This window comes from Streptomyces sp. NPDC029138 (assembly GCF_055564375.1).
In genome coordinates, this window is the sequence record NZ_JBVHWM010000034.1 from 1 (window position 1) to 20,919 (window position 20,919).

The window sequence follows — 20,919 nt, forward strand, 5'->3', positions numbered from 1 at the left end:
CCCCGCTGAGCGGGCCCCTCCCTCCCCCCCCCCCCCTCCCCCCCTCCCCTCCCCTCCCCCCCCCCCCCCCCCCCCCCCCCCCACCTCCCGACGACCGCCCGCACCGTCCGCCGCGTCTCCTGGCCTGACCCGTCGTGCGATCGCCGTGATCTCAGACTGCCTCCGTCGGGCCGAGCCCGCTGAGCGCTGTGGACGACCGGCCCCCTGTGGAAAACTCGGCCACCCGCGCGAGGGACGACCCGCACGAGTGACGACCGTCCGCCGATCCCGTCACCCACCCTCACCAGCCACTTCTCCCCACCTCGCCAGCCACGTCTCCCCACCTCACCAGCCACTTCTCTCCCAGCGTCACCAGCCGCTTATCCCCCGCGCCGGCCAAGCCCTCCTCACCTCACCCCGCTCCCGGTCCGCACGACCCTCCCGTACTGCTCCCGTACCTCCCGGTACCGCAGCAGCTCCGACGCCACCGGATCGAGGACCCGGGCCCGGCCGCAGCTCGCCGCCGCCTCCCGTAGCCGGCGTTCCGCCTCCTGGCCGTAGCGCCGCGCGGGGCCCCGGGCCGCCATCCGGCAGGCCCACTCCACCAGCGGCCCGCCGATGATCCCGCACACCATGAGCAGCACCGGAACGCCCAGGTTGGGCGCCATCACCCCGGCGATCTGGCCCACGAGCCACGCGCCACCGGCGATCTGCAACAGGGTCATCGCCGCCTGGACCAGTACGGCCACCGGCCACCAGCCCGGCCGGGGCGGGCGGCCCGGCGGCAGTCCGGCCCGGGCCGCCAGGTCGTCCAGCGCCTCGGACAGCCCGTGGGAGCCGCGTACGGCCGCCTCACGGACCGCCTGGGCCCAGGGGGCGGGCAGCCCGGCCGAGGCCCGGTCGGACACCGTACGCACCGCCTGTTCGACGCTCTGCCGGGCCGTGGCCTCCTCGTCGGCCTGGGCGCGCACCGCGTGGCGGCCCGTCGTGGAGTCGCCACGGCCCTGGTACCAGCGCCACAACCGCAGCCAGGGCGTGCCGCAGGCGCGGTTGGCGTTGCGCAGCCAGGCGCGCTCGGCGGCCTCGCCCGCCGCGGTGGCGCCCACGGCGTCCGCGAGGCGCGCGGCGAACTCCTCGCGCGCCTCCTCGCTGAGGCCGACCCGTCGTCCGGTGGCGTAGACGGGCCGTAGCTCGGCCGCGGCGGTGTCCACGTCGGCCGCCACCCGGCGGGCCGCCGCGCCGCGCTCCGCCACGAACTGGCCGAGGGCCTCGCGCAGGTCGCCGACTCCTTCGCCGGTGAGCGCGGACAGCGCGAGCACGGTGGCGCCCGGTTCGCCGTGCTCGCCGAGCGCGATGCCGTCCTCGTCCAGCAGTCGCCGCAGATCGTCGAGGACCTGGTCGGCGGCGTCCCCGGGCAGCCGGTCCACCTGGTTGAGGATGATGAACATGATCTCCGCGTGGCCGGCCATGGGCCGCAGATAACGCTCGTGCAGGACGGCGTCGGCGTACTTCTCCGGGTCGACCACCCAGATGACCGCGTCGACCAGTTTCAGGATGCGGTCGACCTGTTCGCGGTGCTGTACGGCGGCCGAGTCGTGGTCGGGCAGGTCGACCAGGACCAGCCCGCGCAACTGTCCCTCGGTGTCCGGGCCGTGCAGCGGTCGGCGGCGCAGCCGGCCCGGGATGCCCAGCCGGTCGATGAGGCCCGCCGCGCCGTCGCTCCAGCTGCACGCGATGGGTGCGGCGGTGGTCGGACGTCGTACGCCGGTCTCCGAGATGGCCACTCCGGCGAGCGCGTTGAACAGCTGGGACTTGCCGCTGCCGGTCGCGCCCGCGAGGGCTACGACGGTGTGCCGCCCGGAGAGTTTGCGGCGCGCGGCGGCCTCGTCCAGGACGCGGCCGGCCTCGGCGAGGGCGCGGCTGTCCAGTCGGGTCCGGGAGAGGCCGACGAGTTCGCGCAGGGCGTCCAGGCGGGAGCGCAGGGGGCCGTCGTACGCCAGCGGGGCCGGGGTATGGCTGCCGGGCCCCCGGTGCGCGGGCTCACTGGCGGAGGCGCGCTCGGCGGCGAGGGCGGCGGCGCTGGCCTCGGTGACGCGCCGCGCGATGAGACCGTCGTCCCAGGCGTCGGAGGAGTCGGGCTTGGCTTCGGTGCCGGTGGCGGTGCCAGCGCCGGTGCCAGTCGCGGTGTCGGAGTCGGTCGCGGTGGTGGTCTTGGGGGGCGTGGCGTCGGATGCGGGGCGGGGCTTGGGAGAGTGCGGCTGCGGCCGGGGGACGGAGATGCCGCCCTCCTCGGCGCTGTGCCCGCGCGCGGGACGGTCACGTTCGGCCGCGCGGTCGCGGTCGCCGTTCCGGTCGCGGTCGCGGTCGCGGTCGCCGTTACGGTCCCGGTCGCGGTCGCGGTCGCCGTTACGGTCCCGGTCGCGCTCGCCGTTCCCGTCCCGGTCGCTGTTACGGTCGCGCTCGGCGTTCCGGTTCCGGTCGCTGTTACGGTCGCGCTCGGCGTTCCGGTTCCGGTCGCGCTCGGCCGCGCGGTCGCGCTCGCCGTTACGGTCCCGGTCTGAGTTCTCGTCCTTCACGCGCGCGTGGCGCCCGCTGGCGGCGTCCGGACCCTTGCCGTCGCCCCTCTCCGAGCCATCGTCCTTATCGCTGTCACCCCCTTCGGCCTTCCCCTTGCTCTCGTCCCCGGAGAGGCTGAGGACGGCAGGCCGTGGCGCGTCCGCAGGGCGATCGGGGCCGGGGCCGGCGGCCCCGCGCTCCCCTTTCATGAGGCTCAGGCGCGCTTCCGGGAGGCCGGCCGCGCGCTCGACGCGGTCCGGGGCGCCCGAGCCGGGGTGACCGCCGTGCTCCCTGGACCCCGCGTCGCCGCTGTCGGTGCCGTGGTCGATGCGCCTCATGTGCTCGGTGTGATCCCTGTGGTCCTGGTCAGTGACGGCGGTCACCGGTCACCTCTCCTTCTGCAGTACGGACAGCGCGGCGATGAGTCCGGCCTGGGGCTCCGGGTGGACGTCCAGGGCGTCGAGCGGGGCGAGGCGCCGCTCGCGTTCGCGGTGCATGACGCGATCCACGTGCTCGATGAGCAGCCGGCCGGCCCGGTCGCGCAGCCGCAGCACACCGTGGGCGCCGAGCCGCTCGGCGAGCCCCTCGCCGGCGGTGCGTGCCCGGCGTCCGCCCAGCACGGCCGTGGCGACGAGGGCGGCGACGACCTCCGGGTCGGGTGCGCCGGTGCGCTCCAGCACGCGTACCTCGTCCTCGGCGTACTCCTCCAGCTCGCGCCGCCAGCGCCGGGCCGCGAGCCCGATGCGGTGCTCGGAGCTCTCCAGGGACGCGTCCCGGTCGGCGAGCCCCGGGGCGTCGGCGGCGGGTTCGCGCCGCCATGCGTCGTCGACGCGCTCGTCGGCGGCGGTCACGGCACACAGCAGCAGGGCGGCCAGGCTGTCCACGAGGGCGTCGAGGAGTTCCCCGGCGGTGCAGTCCAGGGGGAAGGCGCGCCAGCGCTTGAGAGCGTCCCCGGCTAGTACGGCACCGGACTGGAGGCGCGCCCGCACGCGCGCGTGCTCCTTGTCGTAGGCGGTCTCCACTGCGGAGGTGAGCCGGAGGGCCGCCGCGTACTGGGCGGCGGCGGCGCTGGCCAGCTCGGGCAGGCGGGACTTGAGCGAGTCGAGGACGCCGTAGGCCGTACGGGCCATGACGTGGTGGCGGGCGGCGGGGTCCTGGGCGTGGTGGACGAGCCAGCTCTTCAGGGGTGCGACGGCGGTGGCGGGCAGCAGGCCGGCGCCCCAGGCGGACTCGGGCAGCTCGGGCACGGTGAAGCGGGGTACGTCGCCGAGCCCGGCCTTGGTGAGCAGGGCCGCGTACTGCCGGGAGACCTCGGAGACGACCTGGTGGGGCACCCGGTCCAGGACGGTGACGAGGGTCGCGTCGTACTCCTTGGCGGTGCGCAGCAGGTGCCAGGGGACGGCGTCGGCGTAGCGGGCGGCCGTCGTGACCATGATCCAGATGTCGGCGGCGCAGATCAGCTCGGCGGCGAGGACACGGTTGTCGGCGATCAGGGAGTCGACGTCGGGGGCGTCGAGGAGGGCGAGCCCGCGCGGGAGGGTGTCCGCGGTCTCGACGCGCAGCACGCGCGCGGGGTCCTCGTCGGTGAGCAGAAGCTCGTCGGCGGGGTCCTGGTGGGGCACCCACACGCGGGTGAGCTGCGGGAGCACGCGCATGCCGCTGAACCAGTGATGATCCTCCGGATGGCAGACGAGGACCGGCGTCCGGGTGGTCGGCCGCAACACACCGGCCTCGCTCACCCGTCGGCCGACGAGGGAGTTCACGAGCGTGGACTTGCCCGCGCCGGTGGAGCCGCCGACGACGGCCAGCAGCGGCGCCTCCGGCTCTCGTAGGCGGGGTACCAGATAGTCGTCGAGTTGCGCGAGGAGCTCGTCGCGGTTGGCACGCGCGCGTGGCGCCCCCGCGAGGGGCAGCGGAAAGCGTGCGGCGGCGACACGGTCGCGCAGAGCGGAGAGTGTGTCGAGCAGCTGAGGCCGTACGTCCAAGGTCACCACATGCGAAGAATGCCCAATTTTAGGGGAATTCTGAAGCATATAGACATGTCTGCGCGCCGACAGGACAGAACGGACGGAAGGGATGACCGGGACACGGGCACAGTCCAGGCATAACGAGTGCACAACACCCGGTGCGTCGGGCGCCAAAAGCGGTGCACGATTCGTACCTGCCTGCGATTATCAGGACCGCTTCACCGAACCTCCACATCGAGCCACGGAGGGGAAGCGACAGGGTCAAGGAACCGGGAGCCCTATCCTTGACCCCGGCAACGTCACGGATCAGCCCCCACCAGGGCACCGGACACGAGGCCACCCCACCGGCCCCCGTAGCTCAGTGGATAGAGCAGGCGCCTTCTAAGCGCTTGGCCGCAGGTTCGAGTCCTGCCGGGGGCGCCAGTCTCCGCCCTCCCGATTGGGAGGGCTTTTTGCTGGTCAGAGCGGTTGTCGGCGGGTACGACGAAGCCCCGGACGCCCTCTCGATGATCAAGGGTGGGATCCGGGGCTGTCCGGCTGTCACCGGGTTTTCGCGGGTGGCCGTGTCGAATACGTGTCGAAGTTCTCGACCGGGGCAGATCAGCCAGCGCCCGGCACCTCCGCCTCCGGAAGGTCACCCGCGGCTTCCAGCCGCCGCTTCAGGTCCGGCAGCTGCCCGTCGATGCACCGGGCATAGGTCGCCAGCAGCAGGGCCACGCTGTTCCCGGCCCACTCGGCCACCTGAGCGGGCGGGATGCCGTCGTTGAGCCACTTCGTCAGACGCGTGTTGCGGTTGTCGTAAACGCGCCGTCCGGTGGGTGACTCAAAGACGTGCGGGGGCAGTACGGCCTTACGCGCGCTGCGCCACGCCCGGCGGATGACGGAGCCGGCGAGGATGCCACCGAACTCACCCTGGAAGAGCAGATCACCCGGCTGGAGCTGTTCATCCTCGATGTGCTGCCGCAGGATGCACGTGAGGGCCGGATGCCCCGGCACCGTGCGCGTCTCACCCTCAGCGCGGCCCTTCAGGTCATGTTGCTCGTGAATCTCCCCTGTGTCGGTCCACTGTTTCCCGATCTCCGGGGTAGCTGTGTGGATAAGGAGTTCGCACCACTGATCGTCAGCGTCGTGTTCCGGCAGGGTCACGTCCTCCACTCGCATGGCTACGGCTTCCTCGGCCGGGGGCCGCAGTAGTACAGCGTGGCGAAGAAGGCATGGAGCCGCTTGCCGCCGCGCGGCCGGCGCCGGATCCAGTGGCCTCAAGCGGATCCTGTTCCGGATCGATCGCTTGGTCGGTCAGGCTGCCGTGCTCGTCCTCCAGGTGCTCCCAGCTATATCGGTGGAGCTGGCCCGCCGCAGTCACCTCGGCCTGCTTGATGACGATCAACTCGCCGCGGTCGGGTACGGCCTCGATCACCAGAGGCCGCCTTCTTCGTCAGCGTGGTGGAAGTGGTGCCGCTGAGTGGCGCCCTCGTCGATTGCTCGGTAGTACGCCATGATCTCTGCTGCGATGCGCTTCAGATCGTCCACGGAACCATCGTGCCAACGAGCAAGCGCAGTTGGGCCGTTCTGACATCCACAAGTGACATCAACGGCGCCGGACACCAGCACTCTCAGGCGGTCTGGCATGGCCAGTCTGACCGGGTCGCTCCCCGATGGTGCGGAGGAACGATCGAACTCCCAATGCGGTGCTCATGCACGAGCGCCCTCCCGGGCCGCCCTCGGGCCGTGGAAGGGCGCTCAATGGTGACCAACGTCGACAGGTGCCGACAGCTCGCAGCAGGTCAGAGCGGTGATCGATGAGGCGACCGCAGGTCACGGCCGCCGATGGTCAGTTGTGGCTGTGCTGAGGGGCTGCCGCATGGGTGCTCGGGTTCACCAGGAATGAGATCGCGTTCGACCGCGGCCGAGAAGTCTCCGGATTAGCAGGAACGTGCCCACGGTGATCAGGGCCACGCCCATAAGGATCAAGGCCACCCCGATAGCGATCAGAAGGGTCCCGATAAGGACGAGAAGTGCCCCAATCAGGACCAAGAGCGTCCCGATGACGAGGAGAAAGATCGCGAGGGCGGTCACGGTTGTCTCCTGTCCTCCCTCCCGCTCTGACACCTTCCCCGCTCCCGTGGGAACATTCTGCTTCACGATCACTGACGCTTGCAGGCAGCCAAGAGGTCGGCCCACGGTCCGCTGGCTTCAATCAGGACCAGCGCTGGGCCGTCTCTGGGCCGTGCGAGGGTGCCCGAGGCCGACCAACGGCGACCGACAGTGACAGTCGAGCCTCCGCCGCCAGCCGCAAAGCACTAGGTCAGAGCCCCGTGACGATACTTGTTTCCGCCCAGGGGTGGCGGTCGGGCAAGATGGGGCGCTTCTTTCCGCCGGACGGCCGCGCTGTCTGGCATGTCCTGGGGGACTTCCGTGATCATCGCTGTTTCGGACGGGCACGACCCGGCCTACCAGCTCCAGACGAGCCTGCTCACGCTGATCTTTGGCATAGCGCTCATCAGTGTCGGGCGGATGCTGCGGCGGACCGGACGGCTACCTGCGTATCTCGACTTCAGGCAGAAGACGTTGGACTCGCTGCTCCCGCAAGAGGGCAGGAGTGCCGGCGTCGGGAGGCTCGGCGCAGCCATGATCGCGGTGGGTGGGTTCTTCCTCTTGGGTACCGTCTGCCTCATACTCGGCGCGCTGGACGTGCTCGGTCCCTGAGGGCAGGCTCTGCGGGAGCAGCGCCAGCCTTCAGGTGAGTGTCTAACTGCGTGGCAACGCCGACAGACAACGGCGGACAAGCGCGGACGCCTGCGGACTATCGCAGCAGGTGGGAGGCACAACAGCCCAAGGTAGAACACTCCGGCGAGTTGCTTCGGGACGAAGAGGTCGTGGGTTCAAATCCCGCCACCCCGATGGAAAAGTATCGGCTCAGGGCAGTGGGGCAGCCGATCTACGAAGTGGGTTGGCTCTGCATCAGTGTTTCCACCGTCAGGGTTCCTGCCAGCGTGCCGGTCAGCCATTCTGCGAGGTTCACGCCCTGGGGCCAGCACTCGCCTTCGTGGCTGCACCACATGGCACCCGCCGGATCGCGGAAGTCGACGAGCGACCAGATGGCGCAGCCCCAGTCGTAGATCAGCACCAGGCCGGCCGGGATGCGGCCGGAAGGATCCGGGCCGTCCTGGTACAGCTCGGCGATGTCCGCAAAGTTGCCCTGCGCGGCCCCACCGCTCACTCCCAGGACTCCTTCGTCCGGGCCGAATCCGCCGTTGGCGACTTCGGCGTACAGGCGCCGCAGGAGAGGGGGCAGCGGGAACCCGATGACTTCTTCCGCCGCGACGACGGCCTCCGGTGTTGCGGGCGGTGGCAAAGTCCCCGCCCGGGCTACGATCCGCAACGCCTCGACAACCTCATCGTCAGTCACCGGCTCAGCCTCTCAGCCCGGGTGGTCGTACGTGCCGGGTGTGTGCCAGATCGTGCGGGGAACCACGGGGAACACCGGGGAACCATTCAACCGCCCACCGGGCACCGCTCCTCCGCAGGTCAGCTCCGGAGCAAGCCCTAGATGCGCTTAGCTTCCCAAGCTGATGGCTCACCGCCGGCCTCGACCTGATCGACCCGCTTCCCTTCACCAGGTACCGAACCGATCATGGGCTCATGGTGTCAAGCATCGTCGTTCAGTACACCGACCTCCTGAGGACCAGCGACTACGACCTGTGGAGCCGGTTGCGGGAACTCCTGAAGGGCCAGGGACTCGATCCGGACCGAACGATCGTCGTCGACCTCTTGCAGGAGGGCCCCGACCACGAGGACGGCCAAGTCATCTCCGAAGACGGCAGGGTCTACAAGTTCACCCTCTTCTACGACCAAGCAGCAGAGCACGGCGCGCGCAGCGCCTACCTTCACGGCTGGACCGACATCACCGATTCCTGGCGGATCGGATCGCTGGCTACCCGAACAGCAGACGCCCTCGCTTGGATGTCTTCGCCCACCGAGTCGGGTTGACGCCGGCGCCGGGGCGGTCAATCGCTAGCCCGGCTGAGTGTCTAACTGCGTGACAACGCCCACGCACAACGGTGGACGCGCACGGACGCCGGCGGACCGTCGCCGCTGGTGAGAGGCGCTTTAGCCGCAGGTCGAGGCCTTATCCGACTTGCTTCGGGACGAGGCGGTCGCGCCCTTAAGGTGCGCTGTGTGACCACCGACACCCCGCCCTGTCCCGAGTGCAACCAACCCATGCGGTCCAGCGGCCTTGTTCTCTCCGACCGGGAGGACGACGGCCGGCGGACCTGCCGGACACTATGGAGGTGTAACGGTCGGCATGTCTGGTGGCGCTGGGCCGACCGGCCAGACGAGCCTTTGGAGGTTTGCCCAGTCCCAGGGTTGTTCCGCTGACGTCCAACGCTGACATCAGCGACCCTGGACAGCGGCAACCAGTCGTGGCTCCGGCTCGCGACGCAAGCCGTGGCCAGGGTGATGGCAAAGCGGAGACGCGCTGCGGCAGCCGAACCGTCTCCGGGCCGTCCGAGGCCGCCCAGCAATGGCAGAAGCCCACGGCATGGTGTTCAGAACCGTGGGCTTCGTCGGGCTTCTTGTTCGGCGGGACAGACAGTCAGGAGACCGGCATCTCAGGTCGCACGCAGCAGGTCGCAGCAGAGGAAGCTGCCTCAGCCTCTGAGGCGACGCAGCGACCCCCTTCAGGGTCGATGAGGGTCGCTCACCGCCAGGAGGTGACCGCGGCTGACCGCAACGCGGAGAACATCCCGCAATGCCCTGGTCAGCTCCCTCGCCAGCCGTTGCCAGTCCTCCGGGCCGGCGTCCTGGTCGTCGAGGATGTCGGAGGCATGCTCCGGCAACTCGGCCGCCGTCCCCAGCTGCACCGCTTCGATGTTGTCTGCCAGCCGGGAGATGTAGCCGGCCTTGTCGTCGGCGTCCAAGTAGCAGGGCTTGCCCTCCGGCCCCGACCACGGGAGGAGTCGCAGTTCGTTCGGTGCCGTCATCGTTGGGTGCCCTTCTCATCGGTCACGTCGTAGGTGGTGAGGACCGCGTCGACGCGATCCCCTGGGAACACAAGTAGCGCGGCCTCGACGACTCGACCGGTGGAGTCGGTCGCGACCCGTGTGATCGCGAGGGCTGCCGCCGTTGGGCCGATCCGGAGGGCGGATGCCTCGTCCGGTGTCGGTGGACGAGCACATACCGTCTCCCGGACAGTTGCCGGTGCCGAGCCGAGGACGGCGAATCGCGTGGCCGTGTCCCGCCACGAGGAGTCGTCGCCCACCACCCCGGCCGGCGCCAGGTCGCGCGGGATGTAGATGCGGGCCAGTCCGTGCGGTGAGTCTCCCTCGTGGCTGATGCAGAAGAACTCAGCGAGAGGGCTGCCCGTCGGCACCCTCAACAAGGACGTCAGATGGCCATCTGCCAGCACGGTGGTGGTGCGAACAGTGACACGCATGGCCGCTTCCGCGGCGGTCCATGGATCCAGCGTTCCCCATCCCCCGAACCTTTGTATCGGTCGGCGAGGTCTGCCTCGGACAGCAGGCGTTCACCCGGTTTGACTGCGCCGGTTGTGATCTGGCGCCGGAGATCGTCGGCGATGTCGTGATGGCGTGAAGGCACGGATCGGGTCACCGCCTTCTCTGCACGCGAACGGCGGCGAGCCGAGTTCGCGTGTGTATGGTCAGCAGCTCGCCCGACTCGAAGAGGAGTCGTTTGGCCCCTTGAGGGAGTTGGATGAGGTCCATGACCCGGCACGCTCTGCCTCCCAGTTGGATGACGTCGCCACGCTGAACGGTGGTCGCCGTGACCTCGACCGTGGAAACCAGCGCGCCGCCCGGTGCCCAGCCGCTCACCGCTGCACCTCCCTGGGCTTTGAGTGGCCCGGGATCGAGTGACACGGGCACGCGCACGTCTCGTAGACAACCGGCAGGTCGATCGGCGCGGAGACGGGAGAGGACTCCGTGCAGAGCGGGTGTGTGCCGATACTGCAGGCGGTCGACCGGTAGGGGACGGCCGAGGCGTCGGTGACGCGGAGCTGTTGGCGTGGAGACATCAGCGTGCCCCCGCCAGGGTCGACCAGGCTTCAGCCGGCAGATGGGAAGCGACGACCACCGCCCGTGGCCGTACTCGTTGCCCCCGGGCCAGCACGTAGGGGCGGACGAGTGCGTTGTCCTCCCCTGCGAGCGGGAGTCGGTGCTTGGCGATGTCGGGGACCCGGCCCAGTGGCCGCCTCGACGCATCGGCGGACGCCGGGCTGGCAGGGGCGACCGTTGACCGGGAGGGCGTTAAGGGGCGGCGGTGCCTGCCCTTGGGGGCGTACCGCGCTCTGGTGAGCGAGACGGCACGGCGGATACGGTTGAGCACGCTGCTCAGCTCCTATCGCTGACGGCTCGGTCCCCCGACATCGCCCGTCGCGGGGACCGCTTTGTGTACGACCGCCCAGAGGGTGCGGCCGTCCAGGCTGGTGGCGAGGAGGCCGAACCGATCTGCCTCGGCCACGACTTCCAGGGCCTCCCGCCATAAGTCAGCGGAGAGCGCTTCCGGTATCTCCGCTTCGACCGACGTGTAGCGGTCGTACTCCTCCACGCGCGTGGGAAGTCCGACGGCGGACAGCCGGGCGACGATGGCCGCCACGCGAGATCCCGAAGCGGGCACTGGGCAGCCTCCGTCAACCGGCGATCACTTTCAGTGAAGCTAGTTAACTAGGTTAGAGCTAGGGACTAGATTTTCCATATGCCTGAGCAGCCGCCCTATCTCCGCATCGCCGACGAACTCCGGCGCCGGATCGCGGAGCACGTATGGGAGCCCGGGGACCGTCTGCCGTCCCGCGCCCAGATCGGCCAGGAGTACGGGGTCGGCGAGAACGTTGTTCGCCGGGCTCAGGAGCTGCTGATCTCCCAGGGTGTGCTGGAGGGCCGCGCCGGTTCGGGCACGTACGTCGCCGAGCCCCGGCAGCGGGTACGGGTGGTCCGTTCGTCCGCCCGTGAGCGGCCCGACGGGTCGCCGTTCCGGGCGGACATGAAGGCCGTGGGCAGGCAAGGGGATTGGGAGAGCCGGACTGAGGCCAAGGTGCCGGCTCCGGCGGACATCGCGGCGCGACTCGGCATCGCCGAAGGTGACCTGTGCGTCCGGACGACGTACGAGTTCCTGGCCGACGGCAGGCCAGTGCAGTTGTCGACAAGTTGGGAGCCGTACGACCTCACCGCCGGCACTCTCGTCGTCCTCCCGGAGGGAGGGCCGCACGCCGGGGCAGGAGTCGTGAACCGCATGGCCGCTATCGGTGTCACCGTCAGCCACGCCGTCGAGCAGCCTGAGCCGAGGCAGGCTACCGCCGAGGAAGCGTCACTTCTGGGCATCCAGAAGGCCGCGCTCGTCACGCACATCCGGCGGACGTACTACAGCGACAAGGGACGGCCCGTGGAGACGGCCGACATCGTGGTGCCCGCCGCTCACTGCGAGATCGTCTACGAGATTCCGATCAACCGCTGATCGATCACCCCCTGCAAAACCTCATTGCGGGATGCATGATGACGGGCGTGGGGATCGATGTGGAACTGCACTCTGCTCGGCCGGCTCGCAACTGGAAGAAGTCTCGCGCGACGTTCTTGCGCGGGTGCCACGGGAACGCCGATGCGTTGGCCGACGCCTTGGGGGCGCTTCACTATCTCGGTGTCCCTGGTCGACTCACCGCTGTCGACCTCTACGGGGACACGATGATGAACGAGCAAGAGGCCGAAGCCGCCCTCGCCGAAGTGCCCGGTTTGAGGGAACAGTGCACGGACGAGCGGCAGCGCGCGGCGTTGGAAGATCTTGCCGCGGTCTTGCAAGAGTGCGTCTCCACCGCGGGCAGTTACGTGTGGTTCGCCGGAGACTGACTAGCACCCGGGTACCGAAGCGCTGTCCAATCCGTGTCGAAGGCCAGGCACGAGAAGAGGTGCAGGTAATCAAGGGTGCGCCGGTCGTCACACCAGGCGCCTTCTAAGCGCTTGGCCGCAGGTTCGAGTCCTGCCGGGGGCGCCACCTCCTCCCTGCAAAAACACCCCGGAGGGGATCTTCCCTCCAGGGCGTTTCGTGTCTTTGACGGCTACGCTGACGGTAACGAGCCCGTCACTCTTCGGCCGGGAGATCCCCCAGCCCTGTCGAGGGCAGCCCGCCTCTCGGTCATGTCGGCCACCGCGTAGATGTTCATGGTCACGTCCAGCGCGCTGTGACCGACGATGTCACGCACGATGTGCGGCGGGATGCCGACGCCGGGCAGCAGGGTCACGCAGTGTGCCGTAGATCATGGAAGCGCAGGTTCAGACCCAGCCGCTCGCGGATCGGGGAGAAGTGTTGGTTGAGGTTCCGCGGCTCGATGACCGTGCCGAGCCGCGTGGTGAACACGAGCCTGGTCTCACGCCGCGGCCCGCCGGCCCAGTGGAGACCGAGCAGCTCCCCACGCCGGCGTCCGAGGTGGAGGGCGAGGGCGTACGCGGCACCCAGACGGTCGTCATCCACCTCGGTGAGGAGCCGCCTGGCCTCCGCAACCGCCAGGCCCCGGCCGACGCGGTGCCGCGGAGTCCGGACCTGCACCGCTTGGCAAGGCGGTCAGCCGATGGCCGGCTGAGTGTCCACTGCGCGTCCACCGTCCTGGCGTGGCGAGTTTGCCGTTGATGTGAGCGGCAAGGCGATGTCCATGAGCCAATCGAACAGCGGCACGAATCAGAGTTCCGAATCCAAGCGGAGTGCGTCTGCCAAAGCCCGGCAGGCCACGGCGAAGGCGACTGCTCCCGCGTCGCAGGCGGCAGACAAGGCGGCCGACAAGGCCGGTGACGTGACGTCAGCGGCCATGGATGGGGCCGAGCGTACAGCCGGGGCGAGCACCACGGTCGTGCACAGCGCGGCCGAGCGTGTGCAAGCCGGCCGCCAAGCCGTCATCGCGGCCTCGGGACAGGCCGTGAACTTCACCAAGACGGCATGGACGCTGATCGCCCAACGAAAGCTCCTCGCCGCCGGTGTGGGTGCGGGCTTGTCGGCGTTGGGTGCCACGTCATACATGGTGGGTCGCCGCGCGGGGCGCCGCACGCTCGGTCCCCTTACCCGTCTGACCGGCGGGCGGATCTGAGCGGTGATCAGAAGTGCGGCGGGGCCGCGCGGGCTCTGACGTCTTTCGCGTCCCCCGCCCGGGCTTCCGGATGTCATCGGCGGCTCGGGGTGACAGGGAAGTGGCAGGGGCCAGAGGGCCGCACGCTACAGTCCCCGGCAGGGAGGGAGATCGCGTGCGACTTCGCTGTGTGGTGCTGGATGACTTCCAGGGTGTGGCCACCCGGTTGGCCGACTGGTCGGTGATCGAGGAGGACGTGGAGGTCGTCGCGCTGCGCGAGCACCTTGACGGAGAGGACGCCGTCGCCGCGGCGCTCGCCGACTACGACATCGTCGTCACCCTGCGCGAACGCGTCCCCTTCCCCGGCTCGCTGATCACCCGTCTCCCCCGGCTGAAGCTGCTCATCGCCTCCGGGATGCGCAACAGCGTCATCGACTACGCCGCCGCCGAGGCGCACGGCGTCACCGTGTGCGGTACGGCGAGTTCCAGCACCCCGCCGGTCGAGCTGACCTGGGCGCTGCTGCTCGGGCTCGCCCGTGGGATCGTCCAGGAGAGCAACGCGCTGCGCGGCAACGGGCCCTGGCAGTCGACCGTCGGCGCCGATCTGCACGGCCGCCGGCTGGGTCTGCTCGGGCTGGGGAAGATCGGCAGCCGCGTCGCCCAGGTCGGCCTCGCCTTCGGCATGCGCGTCAGCGCGTGGAGCCAGAACCTCACCGAGAAGCGCGCCGAGGAGGTGGGCGTCGAACTCGCCGCGTCCAAGGAGGAGTTGTTCCGCGCCAGCGACTTCGTGTCCGTCCACCTCGCCCTCGGCGACCGCACCCGCGGTCTCGTCGGCCCCGCGGAACTCGCCCTGATGAAGCCGACCGCCTACCTCGTCAACACCTCCCGCGCCGCGATCGTCGACCAGGACGCGCTGCTGGCCGCGCTGCACGAGGGTCGTATCGCCGGCGCCGGCGTCGACGTCTTCGACATCGAACCGCTGCCGGCCGATCATCCGATGCGCACCGCGCCGCGCCTCCTCCCCACGCCCCACCTCGGCTACGTCTCCCACGCCAACTACACGACGTACTACAGCCAGGCCGTGGAGGACATCCAGGCCTATCTGGCGGGCTCCCCCGTACGACGGCTGCCCTGAGGGCGGACCGGTCAGGACTACCGGGTCAGGACTACCAGGTCAGGACTACGGTCAGGCCGCCCGGCCCGGCACGCGTACGTACACGCCCTCGCTCCGGCGCAGCTCGTGCAGGTCGACGAGGTAACGCCGGAGCGTCACATGGTCGATCTCGTCGGAGCCCTCGCACCATGCCCGCAGGCGCTCGTTCACGACCCGCTCCGGGTAGGCGACCCCCGGCTCGAAGGTCCGTTCCGCGATGTGCCGCAGCACCTGCTGCTTACGGGTCCACTGGGCCGGCAGCCGGAGCAGACGGCCGTCCCGGACGAAGGTGTCTACCGCATCACCCACGGCCGGGCGCGCCGGGCGCTCCGGCCGGGCCAGTTCGCGCAGGAGGTCGTGGGCGACGGCCAGGCCGTCCTCCGGTCCGCCGGTCACGGCTCCCTGCTCGCGCAGTCTGAGCAGCGCGACGGCCGTGTCCTTGGGCGGCAGGCCCGCCGTCTCGGCGACCTGCCGGGTGTTCCGCGCGCCCAGCGCCACCGCCGCGAAGGCCCGCAACCTGTTCTCCTCGGCGAGCAGACCGATCAGCCGCCGCGACCGCTCACGCGCGTCGGGACCGGTGCCGGGAACGCTGTCGGGAACGTTGTCCGTGTCCATACCCGGAGCGTAGGGGCGGGCCCCGGCCGACGCCCGTGAATAAACACCGGCAGCCCGGCGGCGCCCACGTTAAACGAGTGATCCCCCGCTGGTCACCGTGACCAGCCTGATGCGGCGCCGTTGAACGGGAAGTGCGGTGGCTGCTCCGCCGTCGCACTTCCCGAGCTACAGAAGGAGAATGTGATGTCTCGCATCGCGAAGGCAGCCGGTGTCGCTCTCGGCACCGGTGCCGTGGTGGTCAGCGGGGCCGGACTGGCCCTGGCCGACGCGGGTGCCGAGGGTGCGGCCCTCGACTCGCCCGGCGTGGTCTCCGGCAATGCGATCCAGGTTCCGGTGCACATCCCGATCAACGTGTGCGGGAACACCGTGGACATCATCGGGCTGCTGAACCCGGCGTTCGGCAACGCCTGCGCCAACGACGGCAGCCACGGCAAGACCGGCAACCCCGGCCCTGGCGGCTACGGCAACTGAGCGGATCGACCCCCACAGACAAGAGCCCCGGCACTCCGAGCGCCGGGGCTCTTGCCGCATGCGGACACGTCCCCGTTCACACGTACCGGTAGATCCGGCTCACGTCCTCCAGCTCGTCCGGCGTCTCGTCCCACGGCGGCAGCTTCTCGTGCCGGGCGACGACCCGCCGGTGTTGCCGGTCGGAGGTGCCGGGCGGCTCGGCCGGGAGGTAGCGGTGGTTGCGGTGGGCCCGCTGCCAGCGGTACCACTGGAGGTCGAGGAAGGCGTGGTGGAGCCAGAACACCGGGTCGTTGACGGACGCGCCGCCGAGCATCGCCCCGCCGACCCAGCGGTGCACCCGGTTGTGGTTCTTCCAGGAGCCGCTGCCGCTGCCGGCCCCCCAGCCCTCCAGCTTGTTGCGGAAGCCCCTGCGGACGGTGGAGTCCCAGGGCCAGGCGTCGTAGACGGGGTCGTCCAGAGCCCACTGCAGCTCGCTCCGGGTGGGCAGTCGGAGAGGTGCGGCGGAGCGGCCGAGGTCCCGGGTGAGGAACGTGCCGTCGGTGACGCCCTCCTTGAGGGTCCAGTGGCCCGCCGCATAGGCGAACGGACCGGTCATCACCTGCCGGTCGGAGCGCCGGCCGTTCCCGCCGAGCAGGTCCTTCGTCCACGGCACGGAGGCCGTCGTACGGTCCCGGGTCCAGTCCCAGTACGGCACCGTCACCGACGAGTCGACACGGCGCAGCGCCCGCTCCAGTTCCAGCAGGAACCTGCGGTGCCAGGGCAGGAAGGACGGCGCCATGTGGGCGGTGCGCAGCCCGTGCTCGCCGTCGGTGGTGTAGAAGTCGATGTGCAGGCGCACGAACTCGTCGTACTCGCCCCGCCGTTTCAGCGTCAGCAGCGCGTTCACGAACCGTCGTCGCTCGCCCGCGGTGAGCGTGCTGACGTTCCTACGCACGTACGCCATGCGGGCCCCCCTGGTGCGCCTCTTCCCCGGTGCGTGCGCCGAAGTGTCCGACGAGTGGGCGCGGCGCCAGGTCGCGCAGCCGCCGGCCGGGCCCGATCTCGTCCACGGCCGCCCTGGTCGCCTCCAGCGGCGTCCGGTACGACGTGTAGTGGTCGATCATGCTCAGCCAGGTGCCGTCGGCCCGGCGCATCAGGTGCAGCGGCCTGCCGTCGATGGTGATCCGCCACTCGATGTCGGCCTCCTCGCGGCCCGCGGCGGGTACCAGGGCACCGCGGATACGGCGGCCCCGGTAGGTCTCGTCGAAAGAGCTGTCGCCGGGGCCTTGGGCCGGTGGCGCCGGCCGGGATGCGGCGACGAGCGGTGCCAGCGCCAGCGCGGTGGCGGAGGCCAGCAGCCCCCGCGCCATCTCCCGCCGGGACGGTCTGGCCGCCCCCGCCCCGGCCCGCCGCTCCGCACCGACCCCGACTCCGCCCATACCGACGACCATGCTCGCTCCTCGTCCGGTTCACATGTCCGTACCGGCTAACCGGCCGGGAGCGCGCGGAGTCACCGCCAAGGAGCCATACGGCGGGTACGGTCGTGCGCGGTCACAGTCCCGGACCCGTGCCCACGTTGCCGTCCGCGACGGTCCGCACGACCGGGGGGAGGACACCGGCCTGCGGGACCCTGACGCCCGGCAGACCGGCGTCGCCCCCGGCGGGTGCGGTCAGGGGGGCGTCCAAGGACAGGCCGGGAGTGAGGGCTCGCAGGTCGCCGGTGGGTGAGTCCACGTCGACGTGGTCGTAGCCGTCATCCAGGAGGTGCGGCAGCGGGGCCCTGGCGTCGAGGCCGGGCAGCCCGCTGCTCACCGGGAGCTGGGGCAGGGTCCGGTCGGGGAGGAGCCGGCCCGTGACGTACCGGGGCCCGTCGGGGGCGCCGGGCTTGAGCAGCGGCAGTTCGGCGCCGACCCTGGGCACCTCCATGCCGAGCGACCGGGCGGCGCCGCCCAGGGGCACGGGGACGGGGACCGTGCCGGATGCCGCGGCGGGGGCTGCGGCGCCCACGGTGACCGCGACGCCCGTGACGACGGCGGCAAGGGTTCCTCGGGTGGTCGGCTTCATGTCAGGTACGGTCCCTTCAGGAATTGCGGGGGTTCGAGGTCCGTACCGGGTAACGAGCGGAAAACGCCTTCATCTCGAAATTCCCCCGAGTGCCGTAATAGTCGGCTCGTCCAGAAGTCTCACCGACGGGTCGGCGACGGCGCCCCGACCACGCCGAGGTGCGAAACGCACTCGTCCGCGGCGACGACCAGCGAGGCGAGCAGGCCGGCGGCCCGGGTGAGGACGAGCGAGGGGGCGGGGCCGCGGCTTCCGTCCGCGTACCGGAGCGTCAGGCGCGCAGGCTGCGGGCGGGCAGGTAGACGTGCGCGGCGGAGTTCGTCGTTTCCGGGGCTCCCGCGAACGCGGCCAGCTCCGGGCCCGCGACCGGCCGGCGGGGGCCGGTCGTGGGGCAGACGCGCGTGGTGAACATGAAATAGGTGTAACCGAGGTTCCCGACCGCCTCCAGCCACTCGGCCGGCGGCGTGACCTGAGTGGTGACGTTCGGCATCTGCAGGACGATCTGGCCGGCGACGACCAGCATGCTGACCTTCAGACTCGGCCGGGTCGTGCCGTCGACGGGATCGCCGCCCACCGGCAGCCGCATGTCGTCCAGAAGCCGCGCCACGGCGGCGGACGCGCCCTCCGGGCCGCCCGGCCCGTCGCCCAGGGAGCAGGCGAGCAGGCAGGGGGTCCTGCCGGTACCCCCCTCGTTCCTGGCCATCCAGGCGAGCAGGGCGAGCGTCCCGAGGTCGGCGGCGCGGAAGGGGCGGATTTCGCTGGGTACTGAGGTCACCGCGCGACCCTATCGACGGGCCGTGGTGCGCCCTGACGGCTTGTCACCCTTCCGGAGCAGCGTCCGAAGCGACTCCACACGATCGGGGGACCTGCCCCCGTCATACGCCGACGGGCCGGTTCCGCGTGGCTGCGGGACCGGCCCGTCGGGGGCGGAGGGCGTCAGCGCTTCAGGGGCAGCCCGCCGAGCAGCGGCCGGCCGTTGACGGACGTGGTGACGTCCTTCAGGTGGCTCAGCACGGAGTCCTTGTTCTCGGTGTCGAGCGCCTTCGACTGGTGCTGTAGCGGCATCAGGTCCTTCACCTTGGGTGGCTTCTCCGCGAGCTGGGCGAGCGCGCCGTTGACGCTCATGGGCGGCAGGTGGTGGGCGTCGTAGGCGAACGCGGGTGCGGCGACGCCGGCAAGGGCCACGGAACCGGTGACTACGGCGGCGGCCTTCAGGGACTTCATCGTGTTCCTTTCTTCGGCAACTCACGTCACCCAGGGGTTTCTGACGCCGTGCCTAACGATGTCCGGCCGGGTCGGAAACTCCGCATCGAGAAGACATATGAAATTGCCGTGCAGCCGCCGGGAACCACACGCCTCAGCCGGTCGCCGACTGGCTCGGCTCCGCGGGGAGGCTGGGCAGTGAGGGCAGGGATTCGACGCTGGGGGCGGGCGTTTCCTCGCCGAGGAGGGTCGCACCCACAAGGTCGACCAGGCCGGACACCACGTCGGTGGCGGACGACAGGAGCTGGTCGAGCTGCCCGGTGACCGCCTTCACCAGATTGTCGATCGCGGTCTGCAACGCGGAGAGCGCGTCACCGGCCAGGTCACGGGACGAGGGCGGGCTGACGATGTCCGCGTGCCGCTTGGCCGCCTGCACGGTGAGGGCCGCCGGGACGCCGGAGACGGCGGGGGCGGAGGCTGACGCGGAGGCGGGCGGTGACGCGGGGGCCGACGGTGACGCGGGGGTGGTGGGGCTCGCGGGCTTGGCAGAGGCCGCCGGTGACGCAGGAGCGGTCGGGGACGCAGGAGCGGTCGGCGTGGCGGTGGTGACCGGCTTGGTGGGCTTCGGCGCCACCGGGGAAGTCGCCGGCACCGAAGGAGCCGCGGGTTTCGCGGTGGTCGCCGGAGAAGCGGGTGCCGCAGGCTTCGCCGCAGCCACGGGCTTCGCCGGTGCGGTAGGAGACGCGGATGCCGTCGGCGTCGCCTGAGCCGCGGGCTTGGACGCCGTCGCAGGAGACGCGGATGCCGTCGGCGTCGCCTGAGCAACGGGCTTGGACGCCGTCGCAGGAGACGCGGATGCCGTCGGCGTCGCCTGAGCCGCGGGCTTGGACGCCGTCGTAGGAGTCGCCGCCGTGGACGTCACGGGAGCCGCGGGCTGCGCGGACGCCGCCGGCTGAGTGGGCGCCGGCGGCCGGGAGGGGGCCGACGGGCGCACGGGGGCCGTCGCCTGGGCCGGAGCCGTCGGGGCGGCCGGTTTCGGGTCGGTGGCGGCCTTGACGATGGCCTGCTTCGCCGCCTCCCCCAGTCGTCTGGCCTCGTCGGCGGGCAGCTTGCCCTTCTCCAGCGACTGGTTGAGCAGGTCGACGACCGGATCGAGGACGGCCCCGGCGGTGCCGAGGGTCCTGACCTGTGCGAGCAGCTTCTCCTTCTCCGCTGCCGGGACAGGCGCCCGGGAGGCGGCACGGTCGTGCTCCCGGGACGCGTCGGCGGCGACCGCGATCGGGCCGGTGATGCCGACCAGAACGGACGCGCACAGGACGGTGGACGCGAGACGCCGGACAGGCAGATCACGCATGGGTGTTCCTTTCGGTGAACAGTGGGGACCTGTGCCCACCGTCGATTCACCGATCTCCGTGCGCAACCGCTCGCATACGGAATGTGATCCGTTCGGAGGAGCGCAAAACCGGCCGCCCGCCCCGCGACGAGCGCGCGAGGCGGACGGCCGGCCGAAGGGTTGCGCCCCGACGTCAGTCGTTGACGCAGGCGTTGCCGAACGCGGGGTTCAGCAGGGCGATGACGTCGACGGTGTTGCCGCACAGATTGATCGGGACGTGGATCGGGGCCTGGATGACGTTGCCCGACAGCACGCCCGGCGACTTGGCGGCGGCGGCGCCCGCACCGGCGTCGGCGGAGGCAACGCCGGCACCGCCGGCGACGGCCGCGACGGCGGCGGAGGTCAGGACCAGGCCCTTCGCGATACGCGACATGGAGAGGTGCTCCTTGGGATCGACACAACATCCGAGCGGACGCCCGGCGCAGTGTCAACGCACGGCACTGCCGGGGGTTGTGCCGCCAATGGGGTGATGTAAGGA

The 20,919-nt window shown here is 70.8% G+C and carries 25 protein-coding genes, 2 tRNA genes and 1 pseudogene; 9 read left to right on the plus strand and 19 right to left on the minus strand.

Annotation, left to right across the window (positions count from 1 at the left end):
* Nucleotides 1-386: 386 nt before the first annotated feature.
* A complete protein-coding gene (locus tag ACZ4WH_RS24550) occupies nt 387-2,918 on the minus strand; it encodes a GTPase (RefSeq protein ID WP_468183951.1) in 2,532 nt (843 codons plus the stop codon).
* Nucleotides 2,919-2,921: 3 nt separating this feature from the next.
* Nucleotides 2,922-4,529: a dynamin family protein gene (locus ACZ4WH_RS24555; RefSeq protein ID WP_468183954.1), complete on the minus strand. Its 1,608-nt coding sequence runs from the start codon at nt 4,527-4,529 to the stop codon at nt 2,922-2,924.
* 320 nt (nt 4,530-4,849) lie between these two features.
* Here ACZ4WH_RS24555 and ACZ4WH_RS24560 point away from each other — a divergent pair.
* Nucleotides 4,850-4,925, plus strand: a tRNA-Arg gene (locus ACZ4WH_RS24560).
* A gap of 177 nt (nt 4,926-5,102) precedes the next feature.
* On the opposite strand, the gene ACZ4WH_RS24565 is transcribed toward ACZ4WH_RS24560, so the two are convergent.
* The 3 genes from ACZ4WH_RS24565 to ACZ4WH_RS24575 form a co-directional block, all read right to left on the minus strand.
* Complete coding sequence (locus tag ACZ4WH_RS24565; protein ID WP_468183957.1) at nt 5,103-5,663, minus strand: hypothetical protein; 561 nt, start codon at nt 5,661-5,663, stop codon at nt 5,103-5,105.
* Entirely contained in the window at nt 5,623-5,919 is a 297-nt protein-coding gene (locus ACZ4WH_RS24570) for a hypothetical protein (protein WP_468183960.1), read from the minus strand. Before ACZ4WH_RS24570 ends, ACZ4WH_RS24565 begins: the two co-directional genes overlap by 41 nt.
* 458 nt (nt 5,920-6,377) lie before the next feature.
* Nucleotides 6,378-6,644: a hypothetical protein gene (locus ACZ4WH_RS24575; RefSeq protein ID WP_468183963.1), complete on the minus strand. Its 267-nt coding sequence runs from the start codon at nt 6,642-6,644 to the stop codon at nt 6,378-6,380.
* A 273-nt stretch (nt 6,645-6,917) separates the two neighbouring features.
* On the opposite strand from ACZ4WH_RS24575, the gene ACZ4WH_RS24580 reads away from it, so the two are divergent.
* The gene (locus ACZ4WH_RS24580) at nt 6,918-7,208 is read left to right on the plus strand and encodes a hypothetical protein (RefSeq protein ID WP_468183965.1); all 291 of its coding nucleotides are present in this window, start codon (nt 6,918-6,920) and stop codon (nt 7,206-7,208) included.
* 232 nt (nt 7,209-7,440) lie between these two features.
* Here ACZ4WH_RS24580 and ACZ4WH_RS24585 read toward each other — a convergent pair whose 3' ends face one another.
* Nucleotides 7,441-7,911 carry an SMI1/KNR4 family protein gene (locus ACZ4WH_RS24585; protein ID WP_468183968.1) on the minus strand — a complete coding sequence of 157 codons (471 nt, stop codon included), beginning with the start codon at nt 7,909-7,911 and terminating at the stop codon, nt 7,441-7,443.
* A gap of 233 nt (nt 7,912-8,144) precedes the next feature.
* Between ACZ4WH_RS24585 and ACZ4WH_RS24590 the strand changes: the two genes are divergently transcribed.
* Nucleotides 8,145-8,492, plus strand: coding sequence for a hypothetical protein (locus ACZ4WH_RS24590; RefSeq protein WP_468183971.1), 348 nt, complete (start codon nt 8,145-8,147; stop codon nt 8,490-8,492).
* A gap of 692 nt (nt 8,493-9,184) precedes the next feature.
* Here the strand turns inward: ACZ4WH_RS24590 and ACZ4WH_RS24595 are convergent.
* The 4 genes and pseudogenes from ACZ4WH_RS24595 to ACZ4WH_RS24610 form a co-directional block, all read right to left on the minus strand.
* Entirely contained in the window at nt 9,185-9,487 is a 303-nt protein-coding gene (locus ACZ4WH_RS24595; RefSeq protein ID WP_468183974.1) for a hypothetical protein, read from the minus strand.
* A pseudogene (locus tag ACZ4WH_RS24600) lies at nt 9,484-10,115 on the minus strand (GntR family transcriptional regulator). The gene ACZ4WH_RS24595 and the pseudogene ACZ4WH_RS24600 overlap by 4 nt, the downstream one beginning before the upstream one ends.
* A complete protein-coding gene (locus ACZ4WH_RS24605; RefSeq protein ID WP_366750503.1) occupies nt 10,112-10,336 on the minus strand; it encodes a hypothetical protein in 225 nt (74 codons plus the stop codon). Before ACZ4WH_RS24605 ends, ACZ4WH_RS24600 begins: the two are co-directional and overlap by 4 nt.
* A 523-nt stretch (nt 10,337-10,859) precedes the next feature.
* Nucleotides 10,860-11,138, minus strand: coding sequence for a hypothetical protein (locus ACZ4WH_RS24610; RefSeq protein ID WP_468183977.1), 279 nt, complete (start codon nt 11,136-11,138; stop codon nt 10,860-10,862).
* Between the two features lie 78 nt (nt 11,139-11,216).
* On the opposite strand from ACZ4WH_RS24610, the gene ACZ4WH_RS24615 reads away from it, so the two are divergent.
* The 3 genes from ACZ4WH_RS24615 (at nt 11,217) to ACZ4WH_RS24625 (ending at nt 12,503) form a co-directional block, all read left to right on the plus strand.
* The gene (locus ACZ4WH_RS24615) at nt 11,217-11,972 is read left to right on the plus strand and encodes a GntR family transcriptional regulator (protein ID WP_468183980.1); all 756 of its coding nucleotides are present in this window, start codon (nt 11,217-11,219) and stop codon (nt 11,970-11,972) included.
* Nucleotides 11,973-12,010: 38 nt separating this feature from the next.
* Complete coding sequence (locus ACZ4WH_RS24620) at nt 12,011-12,358, plus strand: hypothetical protein (RefSeq protein WP_468184152.1); 348 nt, start codon at nt 12,011-12,013, stop codon at nt 12,356-12,358.
* Between the two features lie 73 nt (nt 12,359-12,431).
* Nucleotides 12,432-12,503: transfer RNA gene (locus ACZ4WH_RS24625), tRNA-Arg, on the plus strand.
* Nucleotides 12,504-12,746: 243 nt separating this feature from the next.
* On the opposite strand, the gene ACZ4WH_RS24630 is transcribed toward ACZ4WH_RS24625, so the two are convergent.
* Entirely contained in the window at nt 12,747-12,980 is a 234-nt protein-coding gene (locus tag ACZ4WH_RS24630) for a hypothetical protein (RefSeq protein ID WP_468183983.1), read from the minus strand.
* 172 nt (nt 12,981-13,152) lie between these two features.
* On the opposite strand from ACZ4WH_RS24630, the gene ACZ4WH_RS24635 reads away from it, so the two are divergent.
* Nucleotides 13,153-13,587 carry a hypothetical protein gene (locus ACZ4WH_RS24635; protein WP_468184155.1) on the plus strand — a complete coding sequence of 145 codons (435 nt, stop codon included), beginning with the start codon at nt 13,153-13,155 and terminating at the stop codon, nt 13,585-13,587.
* 154 nt (nt 13,588-13,741) lie between these two features.
* On the plus strand, nt 13,742-14,701 hold the full coding sequence (locus tag ACZ4WH_RS24640; protein WP_468183986.1) for a D-2-hydroxyacid dehydrogenase family protein: 960 nt from the start codon (nt 13,742-13,744) through the stop codon (nt 14,699-14,701).
* Nucleotides 14,702-14,752: 51 nt separating this feature from the next.
* Here the strand turns inward: ACZ4WH_RS24640 and ACZ4WH_RS24645 are convergent, their stop codons facing one another.
* Nucleotides 14,753-15,334: a DUF2087 domain-containing protein gene (locus tag ACZ4WH_RS24645; protein WP_468183989.1), complete on the minus strand. Its 582-nt coding sequence runs from the start codon at nt 15,332-15,334 to the stop codon at nt 14,753-14,755.
* A gap of 183 nt (nt 15,335-15,517) precedes the next feature.
* Here ACZ4WH_RS24645 and ACZ4WH_RS24650 point away from each other — a divergent pair, with 183 nt between their 5' ends.
* Nucleotides 15,518-15,805 (plus strand): chaplin, encoded by a 288-nt coding sequence (locus tag ACZ4WH_RS24650; protein WP_468183992.1) that lies wholly within the window; start codon nt 15,518-15,520, stop codon nt 15,803-15,805.
* Between the two features lie 76 nt (nt 15,806-15,881).
* On the opposite strand, the gene ACZ4WH_RS24655 is transcribed toward ACZ4WH_RS24650, so the two are convergent.
* From ACZ4WH_RS24655 to ACZ4WH_RS24685, 7 genes are all read right to left on the minus strand, one after another.
* Nucleotides 15,882-16,748, minus strand: a complete 867-nt coding sequence (locus ACZ4WH_RS24655; RefSeq protein WP_468183995.1) for a tyrosinase family protein — start codon at nt 16,746-16,748, stop codon at nt 15,882-15,884.
* On the minus strand, nt 16,732-17,235 hold the full coding sequence (locus ACZ4WH_RS24660; protein ID WP_468183998.1) for a tyrosinase family oxidase copper chaperone: 504 nt from the start codon (nt 17,233-17,235) through the stop codon (nt 16,732-16,734). Before ACZ4WH_RS24660 ends, ACZ4WH_RS24655 begins: the two co-directional genes overlap by 17 nt.
* 100 nt (nt 17,236-17,335) lie before the next feature.
* Nucleotides 17,336-17,848, minus strand: a complete 513-nt coding sequence (locus tag ACZ4WH_RS24665) for a hypothetical protein (RefSeq protein ID WP_468184001.1) — start codon at nt 17,846-17,848, stop codon at nt 17,336-17,338.
* Nucleotides 17,849-18,116: 268 nt separating this feature from the next.
* Nucleotides 18,117-18,620: a DUF5949 family protein gene (locus tag ACZ4WH_RS24670; RefSeq protein ID WP_468184003.1), complete on the minus strand. Its 504-nt coding sequence runs from the start codon at nt 18,618-18,620 to the stop codon at nt 18,117-18,119.
* 161 nt (nt 18,621-18,781) lie between these two features.
* Nucleotides 18,782-19,069 (minus strand): hypothetical protein, encoded by a 288-nt coding sequence (locus ACZ4WH_RS24675; protein WP_468184006.1) that lies wholly within the window; start codon nt 19,067-19,069, stop codon nt 18,782-18,784.
* A 133-nt stretch (nt 19,070-19,202) separates the two neighbouring features.
* Nucleotides 19,203-20,402, minus strand: coding sequence for a hypothetical protein (locus ACZ4WH_RS24680; protein ID WP_468184009.1), 1,200 nt, complete (start codon nt 20,400-20,402; stop codon nt 19,203-19,205).
* 172 nt (nt 20,403-20,574) lie between these two features.
* A complete protein-coding gene (locus tag ACZ4WH_RS24685) occupies nt 20,575-20,814 on the minus strand; it encodes a chaplin (protein WP_468184012.1) in 240 nt (79 codons plus the stop codon).
* Between the last annotated feature and the right edge of the window lie 105 nt (nt 20,815-20,919).